Source organism: Lentibacillus persicus, from assembly GCF_900112705.1.
Taxonomy (GTDB): domain Bacteria; phylum Bacillota; class Bacilli; order Bacillales; family Amphibacillaceae; genus Lentibacillus; species Lentibacillus persicus.
The window spans coordinates 256,954-274,473 of the sequence record NZ_FOMR01000003.1 but is presented as its reverse complement, the minus strand read 5'-3'; the positions used below and the strand labels follow the sequence as shown (position 1 = coordinate 274,473).

15 protein-coding genes are annotated in these 17,520 nt (G+C 41.1%); 5 read left to right on the top strand and 10 right to left on the bottom strand.

All coding sequences use genetic code 11. The features are described from left to right. Positions 1-57: 57 nt before the first annotated feature. Positions 58-1,404 (bottom strand): serine hydrolase, encoded by a 1,347-nt coding sequence (locus BMZ22_RS05735; protein ID WP_090082938.1) that lies wholly within the window; start codon positions 1,402-1,404, stop codon positions 58-60. A gap of 198 nt (positions 1,405-1,602) precedes the next feature. After that, positions 1,603-3,069, bottom strand: a complete 1,467-nt coding sequence (gene guaB / locus BMZ22_RS05730; protein ID WP_090082935.1) for an IMP dehydrogenase — start codon at positions 3,067-3,069, stop codon at positions 1,603-1,605. A 179-nt stretch (positions 3,070-3,248) separates the two neighbouring features. Between guaB and BMZ22_RS05725 the strand changes: the two genes are divergently transcribed. Further along, entirely contained in the window at positions 3,249-4,202 is a 954-nt protein-coding gene (locus tag BMZ22_RS05725; protein ID WP_090082930.1) for a YaaC family protein, read from the top strand. Here the strand turns inward: BMZ22_RS05725 and BMZ22_RS05720 are convergent. The 8 genes from BMZ22_RS05720 to dnaA all read right to left on the bottom strand — a co-directional run bounded on the left by BMZ22_RS05720 (position 4,199) and on the right by dnaA (position 14,558). Further along, entirely contained in the window at positions 4,199-5,074 is an 876-nt protein-coding gene (locus BMZ22_RS05720; RefSeq protein WP_090082927.1) for an HD-GYP domain-containing protein, read from the bottom strand. The two genes, BMZ22_RS05725 and BMZ22_RS05720, sit on opposite strands and share 4 nt — an antisense overlap. 340 nt (positions 5,075-5,414) lie before the next feature. After that, entirely contained in the window at positions 5,415-7,913 is a 2,499-nt protein-coding gene (gene gyrA / locus BMZ22_RS05715) for a DNA gyrase subunit A (RefSeq protein ID WP_090082925.1), read from the bottom strand. 80 nt (positions 7,914-7,993) lie between these two features. After that, positions 7,994-9,919, bottom strand: a complete 1,926-nt coding sequence (gene gyrB, locus BMZ22_RS05710; RefSeq protein ID WP_090082922.1) for a DNA topoisomerase (ATP-hydrolyzing) subunit B — start codon at positions 9,917-9,919, stop codon at positions 7,994-7,996. 124 nt (positions 9,920-10,043) lie between these two features. Continuing rightward, positions 10,044-10,322, bottom strand: a complete 279-nt coding sequence (gene remB, locus BMZ22_RS05705; protein WP_090082918.1) for an extracellular matrix regulator RemB — start codon at positions 10,320-10,322, stop codon at positions 10,044-10,046. A 16-nt stretch (positions 10,323-10,338) separates the two neighbouring features. Next, entirely contained in the window at positions 10,339-11,451 is a 1,113-nt protein-coding gene (gene recF / locus BMZ22_RS05700) for a DNA replication/repair protein RecF (protein WP_090082915.1), read from the bottom strand. Positions 11,452-11,463: 12 nt separating this feature from the next. Further along, a complete protein-coding gene (gene yaaA, locus BMZ22_RS05695) occupies positions 11,464-11,700 on the bottom strand; it encodes a S4 domain-containing protein YaaA (protein WP_090083154.1) in 237 nt (78 codons plus the stop codon). Positions 11,701-11,873: 173 nt separating this feature from the next. Further along, positions 11,874-13,010 (bottom strand): DNA polymerase III subunit beta, encoded by a 1,137-nt coding sequence (dnaN, locus tag BMZ22_RS05690; RefSeq protein WP_090082911.1) that lies wholly within the window; start codon positions 13,008-13,010, stop codon positions 11,874-11,876. A 195-nt stretch (positions 13,011-13,205) separates the two neighbouring features. Further along, positions 13,206-14,558, bottom strand: a complete 1,353-nt coding sequence (dnaA, locus tag BMZ22_RS05685; protein ID WP_090082907.1) for a chromosomal replication initiator protein DnaA — start codon at positions 14,556-14,558, stop codon at positions 13,206-13,208. A 568-nt stretch (positions 14,559-15,126) separates the two neighbouring features. Here dnaA and rpmH point away from each other — a divergent pair. The 4 genes from rpmH to jag all read left to right on the top strand — a co-directional run bounded on the left by rpmH (position 15,127) and on the right by jag (position 17,143). Beyond that, positions 15,127-15,261, top strand: coding sequence for a 50S ribosomal protein L34 (gene rpmH, locus BMZ22_RS05680; RefSeq protein ID WP_090082904.1), 135 nt, complete (start codon positions 15,127-15,129; stop codon positions 15,259-15,261). Between the two features lie 66 nt (positions 15,262-15,327). Continuing rightward, positions 15,328-15,672, top strand: a complete 345-nt coding sequence (gene rnpA, locus BMZ22_RS05675) for a ribonuclease P protein component (RefSeq protein WP_090082901.1) — start codon at positions 15,328-15,330, stop codon at positions 15,670-15,672. A gap of 101 nt (positions 15,673-15,773) precedes the next feature. Continuing rightward, positions 15,774-16,532, top strand: a complete 759-nt coding sequence (gene spoIIIJ / locus BMZ22_RS05670) for a YidC family membrane integrase SpoIIIJ (RefSeq protein ID WP_090082899.1) — start codon at positions 15,774-15,776, stop codon at positions 16,530-16,532. Further along, a complete protein-coding gene (gene jag / locus BMZ22_RS05665) occupies positions 16,529-17,143 on the top strand; it encodes an RNA-binding cell elongation regulator Jag/EloR (protein ID WP_090082896.1) in 615 nt (204 codons plus the stop codon). The genes spoIIIJ and jag overlap by 4 nt, the downstream gene beginning before the upstream one ends. The last annotated feature ends 377 nt before the right edge of the window (positions 17,144-17,520 follow it).

Below are 17,520 nucleotides of genomic sequence, written 5' to 3'. Positions count from 1 at the left end.
TTCCCCCTATATATTGTTAGCAGTATATTTTAAATTGCAAGCTTGCATGAATTGTTATTAAAACCAGCCTTTTACTGTATCAACGACTGTACTGAAAATGTCTGTGAAAAAGTTCCCAATTGCCCCAAGGGTCAGCATAAACCAATTATCTTTTTCAACGGCACTCTGTGTCACCAAATTAATTTGTTTAGGATTCTTATCAGGCATTATATAGCCATAACCGTCATCGTCACCATTATAAGTCACCTCGGCAGTGCCGACTTTTTCACCTTTCTCAATCGGGGCAGTGATTTCGCCATCCTCATTCACTGCATCTTCACTGAATTGATATTCCACACCGTAATTGTCTGCCTGTTCACCTCTAACCGGTGCGGTAAAAGCTTTATCTGTGGCAACTTGAACGCTGTCTTCTTTACCTTTTAAGACAGGAATTGATGACTTATCTTCCAGCTGATAACCTGCCGGGAAGATTTCCTGGTTTTCAAATTGATTGAAGCCATAATCCAATAGCTTGGCGGTTTCCTGAAAACGTGCTTCCATACTTTCTGCTTTCATAACAACAGATATAAAACGGTTCCCGTCGCGCTCAGCTGTTCCGGTAAAACCATATTTTGCAAGGTCTGTATGACCGGTTTTCAGTCCGTCCATGCCTTCATAATGGAATTGCTGGAGTGAACTGGATTCTTCACCGTGTTTCAACATCCAGTTCCAGTTCGTGATTGTTTCGCCTTCAAATTCAGCCGACGGAATTTTGGTTACATCGAGTGCTTCCGGGTAATCGTTGATTAAACGGTACGCCAAAAGAGCGGATGAACGGGCTGACATCAAATTATTAGCGTTGGGGTCAGTCCCCTCCGGCACGTTGTCACCGAGTGATGAATTTGCAAGACCGGTGGAATTGACAAATTCTGTATCGGTCATGCCCATTTCTTCTGCTTTGGCGTTCATCATCTTGACAAATTCGCCTTCAGACCCTGCAATAAGCTCAGCTAACGCAATACTTGTGGCATTGTCCGAATTGATTGCCATGGCGTCATATAATTCTTTAACGGTATAGTCTTTATTTTGTTCTAAACCTACCCCCGAAGATGATGTATCCGCAGAGATGCTGTAGGCATAGTCACTGATCTGTGTTGTCGTATCCCAGCTGATTTGACCTTCCTCAATAGCTTCATGTACAAGATATTCAGTCATTATTTTGGTCATACTAGCTGGAGGCAGTGCCATGTCAGGGTTTTTCGCGTAAACGATTTTTCCTGTTTCATTATCAACCAGTATAGCCGATTCAGCCTCAATATCTAACGGTTCTGCAGCATTTACGGAACTGGGCTGAATTGCAATGGCTGACAGCATTACCACTGTAACAAGTAATAGCGGCACGATTTTCTTTAAGTTGTATCTCACTTTCTCTACCTCCACCCTGTAAATGAAAAGACGATTGTCTTTATATCAGATTTTACAATAATACTTATATTATTTTTTTACACCTTAAATATTTTATCATAAAAGACAGAGAAAAAATAGACAGGGAAAAGCCCTATCTATTAATTCTTTCATAGGTACGATTGACTATAATGCCACCAATGGACAGCCAGCTTGACCTTACGAATAATTCGGTGCTTCCTTTGTGATTTGAACATCATGCGGATGACTTTCTCTTAATCCTGCATTAGAAATTTTAATAAAACGGGCATCCTCGCGCAAAGCATCGATGGAAGCTGTTCCACAATAGCCCATACCTGCTTTCAAGCCGCCAAGCAGCTGGTGAACAGTGTCAGCGAGTGGCCCTTTATAGGCAGTTCGCCCTTCGATTCCTTCAGGGACCAATTTTTTGGCGTCTTCTGCATCCTGGAAATAACGGTCTTTAGAGCCTGCCTTCATAGCTCCAACGGACCCCATTCCGCGGTATACCTTATATTGGCGGCCCTGGAATATTTCCGTTTCGCCAGGGCTTTCCGCTACACCCGCAAACATACTGCCAAGCATAACAGCGTGGGCTCCTGCTGCAATTGCCTTAACAACATCACCGGAATATTTTATACCGCCATCAGCAATGACAGGAACACCGAATTCAGCAGCAGCCACAGCACAATCATAGACGGCTGTGATCTGTGGAACACCAATGCCTGCCACAACGCGTGTGGTACAAATCGACCCTGGACCAATACCGACTTTGATCGCTGATGCACCAGCTTTAATTAAATCTGCAGTCGCTTCTCCTGTGGCGACATTTCCGGCAATAATGTCCAGGTCGGGATAAGCTTCTCTGATTTCACGAACTTTCGCAAGCACACCGGCTGAATGGCCGTGAGCAGTATCGATGACAATCACATCTACACCCGATGCGACAAGGGCTTCAATACGTGTCATGGCGTCTCCTGTCACACCAACAGCAGCACCTGTAAGAAGCCTTCCTTTTGAATCTTTGGCAGCATTTGGAAATTCAATGGCTTTTTCGATATCTTTAATCGTGATTAAACCTTTCAAATAACCATTACTGTCAACAAGAGGCAACTTCTCAATCCGGTGCGCCTGGAGTAAATACTCGGCTTCTTCCAGTGTGGTCCCCACGGGGGCTGTCACCAGATTTTCGCTTGTCATCACATCTTTGATGACTGTCGAATAATCTTGAATGAAGCGCAAATCACGATTCGTCAAAATTCCAACTAATTTTTGATCATCAATCGTATTAACAATCGGGACGCCGGAAATGCGGAATTTTGCCATTAAATGTTCAGCATCATAAACCTGATGTTCCGGTGTGAGGAAAAACGGATTTGTAATGACACCACTTTCCGACCTTTTTACCCGATCAACCTGCTCCGCCTGCTCATCGATTGACATATTTTTGTGGATAATTCCCAAACCGCCTTGTCTGGCCATAGCGATTGACATATCTGCTTCAGTGACTGTGTCCATCCCGGCACTCAAGAGAGGTGTGTTAAGTGTAATTTTTTCAGTCAACGCTGTCCTGACATTGACTTCATTAGGCAGTACCTCTGACTTATCGGGCATCAACAAAACATCATCAAATGTCAGCCCTTCTTTGGCAAATTTATCTTCGCGCATGTCTCATCCTCCCATTTAAATTATTGCAGAATGTGTAATCTATTAAAAGCTGGTCAAACTATACATGTCTTTCTATTGTTATTTACAATACGCCAACGAAACAGCTTTTTCAATACAATAACAAACACATCATAAAAGAAATTCTATTGGGAAAATTCTGTACAAAATGAGGAGCCTTTATGGGAGATCAAACTGAAAAGAGATTTTATACTTATCTTCAGTCACAGCAAACCGCACAGCAGTATTTAAATGATTGCTATAAAAACATTAATGGTATAAATGCCACGTTCAAAAGCTTTGAGAACAGCCAGTCATTTATTCACTATTTGGATCATGGTGTCCGCTTTTACGAGAATGGCAAAAGAATGGAAACACTGCTTCAGCCAATGCTGTTTTTTTATGGGATGGTGCATCTGTTGAAGGGGGCGCTGTTAACTGTCAGACCTAATTATCCGGAATCAACTGCAGTCTTAGCTCATGGTGTTTCCAGCAGAAAACGCAAAAAGAAAGATTATACGTTTTTAAACGATGAAGTGAAAATCCAGCATCACGGTCTTTATCCTTATTTCACCCATTATTTATTCGCCATTAAGGAGTCACCGTTTGAAAAAATTAAAATGGAACGGCTGCTGTCTTTAATACCGGAGATGACATCCCTTTTTAAGTTCAACCGGCAAGATAAAATGGCTGCTATCGGTCGCATCGGTACGACACAAATAGCGTTTCCTGGATCAATACTCGACGGCTATCACTTAACAGCCAACGCTTTTATTAAACGTATTAAACCTTATTTGCCGGCTATACAGCGTTCGGAAATATCAGAATCGAGCATCACGCTTGATTTGGATGCGCCATTCAAGCCCGCTCATAACAGCCCGTTTTTCACTGCGTCGGCAAGCAGTGATATTTATTTTCCCATGCACCGCGAAAATTTTTTTCCAATTTCTGAGATTATGGTTCACTATTTGCTTTTATATAATCTCAGCATGCTGTGCCGCTACGAATCCGAATGGTGGGGGGAACTGCTGACAGCTAAGCCGGACGCGGATTATCCGTTTATTAATGCTTTTTTAAACATCACGTGTGAAAAGATTCCAATCCTCGTGGAAAATCTTCTTCTTCAAAAATACTAAGGCGAACTGCTGAATTTTGTCAGATTGGCAGCAAGCATCTTGACAGCAGATTCATCAAATTTCGCTGACCGTTCATTTTGCAAGGATTCAACAAATTTAGAAAGCGGCTGATCATTCTCAAATACCGCCTTTAAGTATTCGTCACAAAGCGCTGCAATTCGTGAAAAGTTATGAATTTTTTCGCCTGTTAAGCCAAGCGGGTAGCCGGAGCCATCCAATCGTTCATGATGCTGCAGAACTGCCAGTTTGACTGCTGCTGTAAGAACAGGGGCTTTTTCGATCATCCGGTATGAATAGACAGGGTGGTTTTCAGCCCCCTCATCCAGCTTTGAAAGGCCACAATCACATAAGGCGCCTGCCAAGCCGGCTTGAACCCATTCACCTTTTCGATAACCCATTTGTCTCGCCAAAAAGGCCGATAAAACGCCCAGTGAGACGCTTCGATGAAATATATCTTTTTCAGATTGCTGATAAAGTGTAAAAACAGATTGGCTCATATTTTCTGTCATTTCCAACAGAGGTATAAATAACTGACGAACGTGGGCAATATCAAATGGAGCGCCATTCTGCCAGTTTTTAAAAAGTTTTTCATAGACCAGCACTGTCTTTCGGTATTGATATTTAAATGATTCAGGAAGGGCACTTTCCATTGTGGGATTTTCTTCAGGGTGACGGTTAATGTCAGGCTGAAAAAGTGTGCCATCAGCCAATTTCTCTGAGACATCAATGGTTTTAACCAGAAATTTATGTATAACAGTGATATGTTCCTCGGTTAATATCGTGTTTTTCGGGATGATTACTTTATTTGTTTTGCCGATTATATCGTTTAACAATACACAGCCCGGCACCAGCTGAAATACGTCAATACGCAAAAAAATCCCCCCTTCGACAATTCTTATTTTACCCTGAATGCTTCTTCGCTTTGATTTGGCTTCCGTGATTAAAATCAGGCTGGAACATAACTTATATATCCAATATAAAAGACGAACTATAATTAAGGTTAGCGGAGGAAATTTGCGGAGACTCCTGCGGGAAGAGAGGCATAGGTGAGACAACGAAGTGCCTTGGCACGAGTTGGCTCAACAGCCGCCCGCGGAAAGCGAAGCATATTTCCGGAGCGGCGTATCCCGCTTCCTTTCCTAATTATCGTTCGTCTTTTCATTTATCTTTAAACCTTTTGTCCCAGCCTCATTAAACTAAACTGTGCATTCATTAAGTTTCCTGATCTTCCTCAGAGCTGGATTCACTTTCTTCAGCATCGTCAGCTTCCAGTTCCTCATCTTCATCTTTATCAACTTTCGCAACCGTCGCCACTTCTTCATTTTCATTCAACCGGATCAAACGGACACCCTGGGCATTCCGTCCCGTCTGGGAGATGCCTTCAACGGGGATACGAATTAAAACGCCCGCAACGGTTATAAGCATAATCTCATCGTCACCTGTAACAGCTTTAACCGCAACAACTTCATTGTCGTCGGACAGTTTGCACGTAAAAATGCCTTTGCCGCCACGGTTTGTAATACGGTATTGCTCTTCAGGGGTTCGTTTTCCCATACCTTTATTGGTCACATGAAGCACTTCCACACCTTCATCCAATATTTCCATGGAAACAACTTCATCATTACCACGCAGTGAAATACCACGGACACCAGCTGCGTTTCTTCCCATCGAACGTACCTGTTCTTCCGGAAAGCGTATAAGATATCCGTTTTTCGTACCCATCATGATATGTTTTGTCCCATCTGTCAGTCTGACTGAAATCAATTCATCTTCATCTTTCAGACCAACAGCAATCAACCCGCCTTTGCGTATATTGGCAAATTGTGACAGCTTTGTACGTTTGGCCAAACCGTGTCTTGTCGTAAAGAACAAATAGTAATCTTCACTGTATTCGGAAACGGAAATGACAGCGTTAATCCATTCATCCTTTTCTACTTGCAATAAATTAATAATCGGTATGCCCTTAGCTGTACGGCTGAACTCCGGAATTTCATATCCTTTTGCACGATAGACTTTTCCTTTATTCGTGAAGAAGAGAACAGTATCATGCGTCGACGTTGATACTAAGTGTTCAACAAAGTCATCTTCATTTGTTTCCATACCCTGAATGCCCCGGCCACCGCGTTTTTGCGTCCGGTATGTCGATGCAGGCAAACGTTTCACGTAGCCTTGATGTGTCAGGGTGATGACGACATTTTCTTCCGGGATCAAGTCTTCATCTTCAATAAAATCCGCCCCGCCGGAGATGATTTCCGTCCGGCGATCATCATTATATTTTTCTTTAATCTCTGTCAGTTCTTCCCGGATAATATCAAGAACTTTTTCTTCATCTGCCAAAATAGCTCTCAATTCTTCTATTTGCTTAAGCAAGTCATTATATTCATTGACGATTTTTTCGCGTTCCAATCCTGTCAGCCGCTGGAGACGCATGTCGAGTATTGCCTGCGCTTGTTTTTCACTCAGGTCGTAATTCTCCATCAAACTTTCGCGGGCAATATCTGTCGTTTTTGAATTACGAATAATCGAGATAACGTCATCCAGATTATCAAGGGCCACTCGCAGCCCTTCCAGAATATGGGCACGTGCCTCAGCTTTACGCAATTCAAAAGCGGTTCGGCGCTTAATGATTTCTTTTTGATGGTCCAGATAGTGTTCAAGGCACTGCTTAATTGTTAACACTTCCGGCTTTCCATTAACAAGCGCAAGCATATTGATTCCAAATGTTGTCTGTAAAGCTGTATATTTATATAAATTATTCAGGACGATATTCGGATTAGCATCCCGTCGAATTTCAATGACAACCCGCATACCGTTACGGTCTGACTCATCCCGCAGGTCGGTTATGCCATCAATCCGTTTATCACGGACGAGCTCTGCAATTTTCTCAATCAATCGTGCTTTATTGACCTGGTAAGGCAATTCAGTTGCAATAATTGTTGACTTGCCATTCGGGTGTTCATCAATATGTGTTTTGGCACGCACGGTTACTGAGCCTTTGCCTGTTTCAAATGCTTTCTTAATGCCGCTTCTGCCCAAAATTTGGCCGGCAGTCGGAAAGTCAGGACCATAAATATAATTTTCCATTAATTCACTGATCGTAATTTCCGGATCCTTGCTGACAGCCAATACTGCATCAATCGTTTCACCAAGGTTATGAGGCGGTATATTGGTGGCCATCCCGACAGCAATCCCTGCACCGCCGTTTATGAGCAAATTTGGAAACCTGGCCGGGAAAACAACCGGCTCCCGTTCGGTTCCATCATAGTTATCCGTATAATCAATGGTGTCTTTATTAATATCCCGCAGCAATTCCATCGAGATTTTGGACATGCGGGCCTCTGTGTAACGCATCGCTGCTGCAGAGTCACCGTCAACTGAACCAAAATTGCCGTGTCCGTCCACAAGCATGTAACGATAGCTGAAATCCTGAGCCATGCGCACCATGGCTTCATATACTGCTGAATCCCCATGCGGGTGGTACTTACCGATAACTTCACCAACAATTCGGGCTGATTTTTTATATGCTTTGTCGGCGTGCATGCCCAGATCATTCATTGCATATAAAATTCTTCGATGCACAGGTTTCATGCCGTCACGAACATCGGGCAATGCACGTGAAACGATGACACTCATGGCATAATCAAGAAAAGACGTGCGCATTTCCTGACCTAAGTTTATTTCTTGAACGTTGGGACGATGTTCATCCGCCATTTACAAATACCTCCAAATCTTCCTTAAGTCGGTATTTCTGCCATCCTGACTTAAAGTCTCTGTTTTCTGCCGGTAATTTTTTATATATCAAGGTTCTGCACATACTGGGCGTTTTCTTCGATGAAATTCCGTCGTGGTTCAACTTTGTCACCCATCAGCATATCAAAAATATGATCTGCATCTATAGCATCTGTCAGCCCTACTTGAAGCAATGTGCGTGTGTCCGGGTCCATTGTTGTTTCCCAAAGCTGTTTTGCATCCATTTCACCTAAACCTTTATAACGCTGCAGCCCCGGCTTCGGTGATTTTGGAAGTTCTTCCAGTATCTGCTTCATTGCCTTATCATCATAAGCATAACGAGCCGTTTTTCCCTGCTGGATTTTATATAACGGCGGCTGAGCGATATAGACATAGCCATATTCAATTAATGGTCGCATATAGCGGTAGAAGAAGGTTAATAATAATGTGCGGATATGAGCGCCATCCACATCTGCATCGGTCATAATAACCACTTTATTATAACGGGCTTTCGTTATATCAAACTCTTCGCCGATACCTGTTCCAAGGGCGGTAATCATGGCCCGTACTTCTTTATTGGATAATATTTTGTCAAGACGTGCTTTTTCAACGTTTAATATTTTTCCGCGCAATGGGAGGATTGCCTGAAAATGCCTGTCCCGCCCTTGCTTGGCTGAACCTCCGGCAGAATCCCCCTCAACGATATACAATTCACTGATGCTTGCGTCCCGTGACGAACAGTCTGCCAGTTTGCCGGGCAAGTTTGACACTTCGAGCGCACTTTTACGCCGGGTTAGCTCGCGTGCCTTTTTCGCTGCAATTCTCGCACGCGATGCCATCAGCCCTTTTTCAACAACGACTTTAGCTACATCCGGGTTTTCAAATAAAAATTTGGAAAAGCTGTCGCTGAACGCTGCATCGGTTACTCTTTTCACTTCACTGTTACCAAGCTTTGTCTTTGTTTGTCCTTCAAATTGCGGTTCGGGGTGTTTAATTGAAATAATTGCAGTTAAACCTTCCCTGACATCATCACCGGTTAAGTTAGGGTCATTTTCCTTGAACATGCCGTTTTTGCGTGCATAATCATTAATAACTCGCGTAAGCCCTGATTTGAAGCCAGCTTCATGGCTTCCCCCTTCATGGGTATGAATATTGTTCGCAAAGGAAAAAATACTGCTGGCAAACCCATCATTATACTGAATAGCGACTTCGACCATAATCTGCTGCTCTTCAACTTCAGAATAAAAGGGCTCATGCAGCACACCCCGGTTGCGGTTTATATATTCAACATAAGACTTGATACCGCCTTCGTAATGGTATTCAACCGGTTCCTCATCAGTACGTTTATCCTCGAGGGAAATGGTAATCCCTTTATTCAGGAATGCCAGCTCCCGCACACGCTGATCAAGCGTATCAAAATCAAATTCCGTTGATTCAGTAAAAATCTCGGTATCCGGTTTAAATTGCGTTTTTGTTCCGGTATGTTCCGTCTCGCCAACTATTTCAATCTCACCCTGAGGGACACCTTTTTCAAAGCCAAGGTAATAAATATTTCCGTCCCGATGAACATAGACATCAAGATTGCTTGAAAGCGCATTGACAACAGAAGCACCTACACCATGAAGGCCGCCGGAGACTTTATAACTGTCGTTACCGAATTTACCCCCGGCGTGCAATACTGTCATAATAACTTCAAGTGCCGGTCTTCCGGTTTTCTTCTGAACTTCAACAGGAATGCCGCGTCCATTATCTTTGACAGTAATACTGTTATCTTTTTCGATAATGATTTGAATTCTGTCACAATAACCCGCCAGCGCTTCGTCTATACTGTTGTCGACGATTTCCCAAACAAGATGATGCAGACCTCGTTCACTCGTTGTGCCGATGTACATGCCGGGTCTCTTTCGTACCGCTTCAAGTCCTTCAAGCACTTGAATTTGATCAGCACCGTAACCTTGATTCCCTGTAATTCTTTCTTCTGCGGACATCTTTTCACCTACGTTTCCTGGAAAAATCAAGTCAATTAAGGAGACCTGATTTTTCATATACTTTGAAAATAGTTATTTAAAAGCGAATAGACTCTGAGTTAATTCATCAGTTTAGACTCTTCAGCTACTCAATTTCATCGGAATAATCTTCAAGTTTATTGATTGTTGAAATCATACTTGCTCGTTTTTTCAAAGTCGATACCGACAGTGAACTGAAATAAATTTGCTCACTCGTAACAACAACTGACTTTGCCTCGTCAGTTGGTCCAAATACTTTTTGTTGTTTTGTGTTGTTTTCAATTAATTTTTCCATTGTGCCTGATGACGTCACGACACTGTGATCAATGATGGAAATGACATCTTTTGATTGAATGACATTATCATTGCCTATATGAATAAACATCTGAATCTTCCCCCAATCACATAACCACCATACCTTTATCTACCTTGTACATCTGCGCTTCTTTTAGCGTTTCATGGTTGATGCCATCAATATTTGTCGTGGACACAAACGTTTGGACTTTACCTTTAATTGTGTCTAATAAATGAGATTGCCTGTGATTATCCAACTCGCTCAACACATCATCAAGAAGTAAAACCGGGTATTCACCGACTTCATTGTAAATAAGTTCTATCTCTGCAAGTTTCACTGATAAGGCGGTAGTACGCTGCTGGCCTTGGGAACCATACGTCTGAACATCTTTGTCATTAACATAAAACGTAATATCATCCCGGTGAGGCCCAATTAACGTTGTCCCACGGTCAATCTCTTTTTCCTGCAGTTCATGGAATTTATTGGTATAGATACTTTCCAGTCTTTCCTTATCAGTCGTTTCTGATACCTCTATCGTTGGTGAATAGCTGATTTCCAGGTTTTCTGTCCGGTGGCTTATACCATAATGAATTGAACTTGCCCATTGACGCAGCATATCAAGATAGCCAAACCGTCGTTCCACCAATATGGCGGCATGCTGACTCAACTGCTCCGTAAGCACACTGAGCATTGTCCGATCCTGCTTTTCAAAGCGCTGCAGCTGCTTCAGTAAGTGATTACGCTGTTTTAAAATTTTTTGATATTGGCCAAGATGATAAATATATGTCGGCTGTATTTGCCCAAGTTCCATATCGATAAAACGCCTTCTCATCTGTGGCGCACCTTTGACGAGTGACAAATCCTCAGGAGCAAACATTACGACATTCAAGGCACCAATATACTCGCTCAATTTTTTTTGTTCAAGATGATTTAACTTTGCTTTTTTGCCTTTCGATGACAAAGTAATTTCAAGTGGAAATGTTTGCTTGCGCTTTGTTACCCTGCCTTCTATTTTAGCATACTCTTTCTCCCATTGGATAAGTTCTTTTTCCTTTGGCGTGCGATGGGATTTCGAAAAAGCAAGCACATAGATGGCTTCCATAAGGTTGGTTTTGCCTTGAGCATTCTCACCGATAATTATATTGATTTTATCGTTGAAGTTAATATCCAAGTCGTTGTAGTTTCGGTAGTTTTTCAATTGCAGATGTTCAATGTTCATGAAAATTCACCGTCAGTGATCTTTCGCGACAATATAAGCCCCAATGCCTTCTAATTCAACGACATCATTCGGGTAAAGTTTTCGTCCTCGCCTATGCTCATGTTCACCATTGACAAGAGCTCCTTCATCCTTCAGAAAAGCTTTGATCATACCGCCTGAGTCCATTATATTCAGCAATTTAATAAATTGGCCAAGGGGAATATATTCCGTTTCGATTATTATTTTTTCAGGTTCCTGCACTTTGATCACCAGACTTTTTTCAATAATAGTGACGTTCAATTATACTTCTTATCTATTTTACTAAAGATTTATAGTTAAAGAAAGGAATCTTACTTAAATAGCGGTAAATAGCATAATAAGACCTACGAGGAGATCCACCAGGAAACATTCCAAATTCGAAGTCCTGATGGATCGTGTTTTGCTTAATATGTTCTGACAGGCAAAATTAATTGCAGCATTGAATCATCGCCTGCCGGCTTAATAATAAATGGCCGCATAGCACCGGTGAATTCAATGATAACTTCATCATTTTCCATCACTTTTAATGCATCAAGCATGTATTTTGAACTGAATGAGATCTTAAGATCCTCACCTTCTACCGATTCACTGGAAACTTCTTCTGCTACTTGACCGACTTCCGGTGAGTTACTCGTAATTTCCAATAACGCATTTTCTTTCGTGGTCAATTTGACAACATTGTTCCGCTCTTCTCTTGCAAGCAGTGAAGCACGATCAATCGTATTGATTAACTCTTTCGTTTTCACATGGATGACAGTCTGACTTTTATCCGGGATCAAGCGTGATGTTTCAGGATAATTTCCATCGAGAAGTCTTGACAGGAAATTCAAATGTTTTGTTCTAAACAAAATTTGATTGTTCGCGACACTGATTTCAACATTCTCGCCTTTATCATCTAAAATTTTATTCAGCTCAGTCAAACTTTTGCCTGGTACTACAATGTTGGCCAGATTAAGGTTCACACCCGCGAGCGGTATATGTCTAGAAGCAAGCCGGTGGCTGTCGGTTGCCGTAAAGGTTAAAGTCTCATTTTCAATTTTAATGTTAACACCGGTTAAAATCGGTCTTGTTTCCATAGTGGACACAGCAAAGCCGGTTTGCTTAATAAGATTTTTAAGCAAATCAGACTGAATTTCAAAACTGTTTTCAGTTTGTATTTCCGGAAGCTGTGGATACTCACTGGCGTCTTGTCCATTCAGATTAAACTTTGCTTTTCCCGACCTGATGGTCACATTAAAACTTTCGTCTGTTTCAATCTCCACTTGTTTTTCGGGTAATTTGCGGACAATATCTGAAAAATAACGGGCTTGTAAAACAATTTTTCCCTCTTCGATTTGCTCGACATTGACCATCCCATCTTCTTCAGCGGGGATAAATGATTCGATTGAAATATCAGAGTCACTTCCGGTTAGCGTAATACCGTCTGTTAAAGCTTCGAGTTTTAATCCTGTCAGGATGGGAATTGCCGTTCTCGGCGAAATGGCTTTCATGACATCTTGCACGCTGGCGATTAATTTTTCACGCTGAATAATAAATTTCATGAAATTTGATCTCCTTTTTGCATATAGAGTTATTATTTATTAATAAAATATAGTAATAATAGTAATAAGGCCTGTGATTTTGTGGATATCTCTATTAACTATGCGAATTAAAAGTTGTTCACATGTGGAAAACGTGTTTATAAGTGCGGGTGCTTTATTCACATTATTCACATGTTCATAACTGTGAATAATCATTTAAAAAGATTTCAGTTGTTCTTTTAATTCTTCAATTTCCTGATCCAGGATTGTGTCGTTTTCCATTTGCTTAACAATTTTTTCGTGTGCGTGAATGACGGTAGTGTGATCTCTTCCTCCAAACTCTTCACCAATTTTAGGCAAAGAAAAATCAGTCAGTTCCCGTGACAGATACATAGCGATTTGTCTTGGAAAAGCAATTGATTTAGTTCGTTTTTTTGCTGCAAAGTCTTCTAATTTCACATTATATTTTTCACCGACAGCTTCCTGAATGCCGTGGATTGTAATCGTGCGCGGTTTATTGCTTGGAATAATATCCTTTAATGCATCTGCTGCAAGTGATGCGTCGATATCCTGGTTCACAAGTGAAGAATAAGCGACCACTCGAATTAAAGCACCTTCCAATTCGCGAATATTGGTATCAATCTGATTTGCGATATACAGCATGACTTCATTTGGGATATCAAGCCCTTCTGCTTTGGCTTTTTTGCTCAGGATAGCAATGCGTGTTTCCAAATCAGGGGGAGTAATATCCGTGATCAGTCCCCATTCAAATCTGGAGCGCAACCGATCTTCAAGTGTCGGAATCTCTTTCGGTGGGCGATCACTTGAAATAATAATTTGCTTATTATCTTCATGCAGCGCATTAAATGTATGGAAAAACTCCTCCTGGGTTGATTCTTTTCCCGCTATAAATTGAATATCATCAATTAATAAAATATCGACATTACGGTATTTATTCCTGAATTGGGTGGCTTTATTGTCCATGATTGCGTTAATGAACTCATTCGTAAACTTCTCTGAAGAAAGGTAAACGACATTTGCTTCGGGATTATGATCTCGAACGTAATGACCAATTGCATGCATTAAATGTGTTTTACCAAGCCCGACACCACCATATATAAAGAGTGGGTTATAGGCCTTTGCCGGTGCTTCGGCAACAGCAAGCGATGCGGCATGGGCAAAACGATTGCCTGACCCGATAACGAATGTGTCAAACGTATACTTGGAATTCAGCATGGTTTTCGTTTGATCACCTTTGCCATTGGCGTTTCCTGACGGTACTTTTTTTTGTGTTTGAAGTGTGGTGTCTTCAGGTGCCTGGGAATCAGGGATAATAAATTTAGTAGAAAGATTGGCTCCGGTTATTTCGAGTAAAATTTCATTAATTAAACTTGTGTATCTTCCTTCAAGCCAGTCGCGGGCAAATTCATTTGGTGCCATGACAGTCAGTGTGTCATCACTTAAAGAATCGGCTTTGGTATTTTTGAGCCAGGTATCAAAGCTCGGTTTCGATATCTTTTCTTCAATTTTCTCCAATGTCGCATCCCATAATTCTTGGATGTTTTCCAACTCGCTTCACCCCTTTCGGATTTAATAGATGATAGAAAAACCCTTTCCCGGTCATTCATATTATGAAGGAAATGAATGGTGGAAAGGTTTTTGTTTAAAAAAATGTGCCTTATAAGGTTGTGGATGATGAATGTTGTCAGCTCATAATATAACGCTTGTTGTGAACGTTATCCACATTTTTGTTGATAAATCAATAAACAGAGGTGAATAAATGTATCCACACATTATCCACAGTCTGTGGAAAAATATGAGAGTTAAATATGTTATACACATGATAGAGCACAAATATAATACCAAAAAAAACTGCATTGTGCAACGGGTTTTCGACACTTATCCACAATTTCAACCCGTTGTAGACAATAACTATCCACACCACTATATTTTGTGAGTAATTTGTCGATATTTCTGTGCACATAAAAAAATGGAAGTTAAATGGACTCAATAATAATTGTGGATAATTATTTTAGAAAGGAAGTTGACACAGCTATTTGTTTTTCATTATAATGACCTAGACTGCCTTAATTTTGTAATTTTGGTGTTTGTAATTCCTCAGGGAGGTGTAAGATAAATGAAACGAACATTTCAACCAAATAACCGTAAGCGGAAAAAAGTTCATGGTTTCCGCAAACGTATGAAATCAAAAGACGGACGCCAGGTGTTGAAGCGCCGTCGCCGTAAAGGAAGAAAAGTATTGTCTGCCTAGACCACTGACATTATCAGTGGTCTTTTTTCCACTATTGTGGGGATATAATGTCTGAAGGTGATTTTTTTGAAAAAAAGATATCGGATAAAGGCTAATGAGGAATTTCAATATGTTTTTAAAAATGGCAAGTCATTTGCAAATCGGCAGCTTGTTCTATACTATATAGAAAAGCCGGGCCAGGAACATTTTCGTATTGGATTATCCGTCGGTAAAAAAATAGGCAATGCAGTTATGCGCAATCAAATAAAGCGGTATTTGCGACAAGCCTTTTTGGAGCTTGAAGATAGTATTAAGCCAACGAAGGACATTATAATCATTGCCCGTTATCCCACGAGCCAGATGGATTTTCATCAAGTGAAAAAAAGCTTAGTTCATTTATTGACAAAACAAAGGCTGTTTGTGAAAAAATAGCTCTGCTTTTTGATTATATATGGAATCTTCTATTGATTTAATGGTAAAATAGCTACTAGGTTTTATACATAGGTTGTTTTTGCTTGTTAGGAGGAAATAAATTGCGGAAAAAGGTTTGGCTGCTCATAACCTTAATCGGGTTAGTGGTGCTCCTTTCTGGATGTATGGAAATAAACGAGCCAATCGATTCAGAAAGTGAAGGAATTTGGAATTCATATTTTGTATGGCCGTTGTCACAAGTAATTACTTATTTTGCTGATTTATTTAATGAAAACTACGGCTTGTCGATTATACTCGTTACGATAATTGTCCGTTTGATTCTGTTGCCGTTGAACGTTAAACAGCTGAAAAGTTCTCAGGCGATGCAGGATATCCAGCCTGAACTTAAAGAATTGCAGCAGAAATATTCATCAAAAGATGCTAATACACAACAAAAGCTTCAGCAGGAAACGATGCAGCTGTTCCAGAAGCATGGTGTTAACCCGCTCGCAGGCTGTTTGCCTATTTTCGTGCAAATGCCGATTTTGATTGCCATGTATCATGCCATCATGCGGACACCGGCGATTCAGACGCATAATTTTCTGTGGTTTGAGCTGGGTTCACCGGATTACGTTTTACCGTTGATTGCCGGTGCAGCAACATTTTTACAACAAAAACTAATGATGGCAGGAAGCGCTGCTGCACAAAACCCGCAAATGATGGTCATGCTGTATGTTATGCCGATCATGATTACCGTCTTTGCATTTTTCTTCCCGGCAGCATTAGCTTTATACTGGGTTGTCGGTAATGTGTTCATGGTTGCCCAAACGATTTTCATTCGAAAGCCAATGATGAATAAAAATGGGGGAGACAAAAAGTGAGAGAAATAACTGCTAGTGGACAAACGGTTGACGAGGCGGTCCAATCAGCATTAGAGCAGTTAGACACCACAAGAGACCATGTTGAAGTTGAAGTAATCGATGAAGGCAGAAAAGGGTTATTGGGCGTATTTGGCTCAAAGCGTGCGTTTGTAAAAGTTTCAGTATTAAAAAACCAAGTAGAAGAAGCGGAAACATTCCTAAAAGAAGTTATTCAGAATATGAATGTAGAAGCTGAAGTGTCGACTACAGTCGTTGAAAATCATGTAACATTTGACTTATCCGGTGAGAAGATTGCGGTTTTAATTGGAAAACGTGGTCAGACGTTGAATGCTATTCAATATTTAGTTCAGCTTGCAATTAATAAAGATGGCAGCCAGTACTACAGTGTTACAGTTGATGCTGAAGGTTACCGCGAAAGAAGAAAGGAAACGTTGGAAGCATTGGCCAACAAAATGGCGGATAAAGCACTGAGTTATGACAAAGAAGTCGCCCTTGAACCAATGCCTGCATTCGAACGTAAAATTATTCATAATGTATTACAGCAGAACAGCCGGGTTTCGACCCATTCAGATGGGGCAGAACCCCACCGCCGCATCATTATAACACCATAGTTGGTATTAACAAAAAAACCTCCATTTTAGGGGGTTTTTTTTGTTAGTTTTTGGTGAAATTTATTGCGGTGGAGTGGTCAGGTTGTATTAATTGGTCAAACTTTAGTTAAGACTGTTTTCACATAGATTGATGTTATTTTCTTCGCACTGGATGTAAAGTGCGAACTAGTGAAAATTCTTTCTTCTGATTGTCGTTAAGTTCTGAAATCGCTCCGGCAATATACTTCGCTTTCCATGGGCACGGCCTCAGCCTCCTCAGAAAGCAAAGACCGCTTTCTTGCGGGGTCTTCGGACGCGTGCTGTTCCCATTGGAGTCTTCGTATATTGCCTGCGCTAAAAAGTGCTTACTGTAGTTTTGTCTGTTTAACGAGTAATGC

Bases quoted from the DNA above. Each gene is read 5' to 3' on its own strand.
- guaB (WP_090082935.1), bottom strand. From the start codon at position 3,069: ATGCGCGAAGATAAATTTGCCAAAGAAGGGCTGACATTTGATGATGTT.
- recF (WP_090082915.1), bottom strand. From the start codon at position 11,451: ATGAACATTGAACATCTGCAATTGAAAAACTACCGAAACTACAACGAC.
- gyrB (WP_090082922.1), bottom strand. From the start codon at position 9,919: ATGTCCGCAGAAGAAAGAATTACAGGGAATCAAGGTTACGGTGCTGAT.
- remB (WP_090082918.1), bottom strand. From the start codon at position 10,322: ATGTTTATTCATATAGGCAATGATAATGTCATTCAATCAAAAGATGTC.
- BMZ22_RS05725 (WP_090082930.1), top strand. From the start codon at position 3,249: ATGGGAGATCAAACTGAAAAGAGATTTTATACTTATCTTCAGTCACAG.
- dnaN (WP_090082911.1), bottom strand. From the start codon at position 13,010: ATGAAATTTATTATTCAGCGTGAAAAATTAATCGCCAGCGTGCAAGAT.
- rpmH (WP_090082904.1), top strand. From the start codon at position 15,127: ATGAAACGAACATTTCAACCAAATAACCGTAAGCGGAAAAAAGTTCAT.
- gyrA (WP_090082925.1), bottom strand. From the start codon at position 7,913: ATGGCGGATGAACATCGTCCCAACGTTCAAGAAATAAACTTAGGTCAG.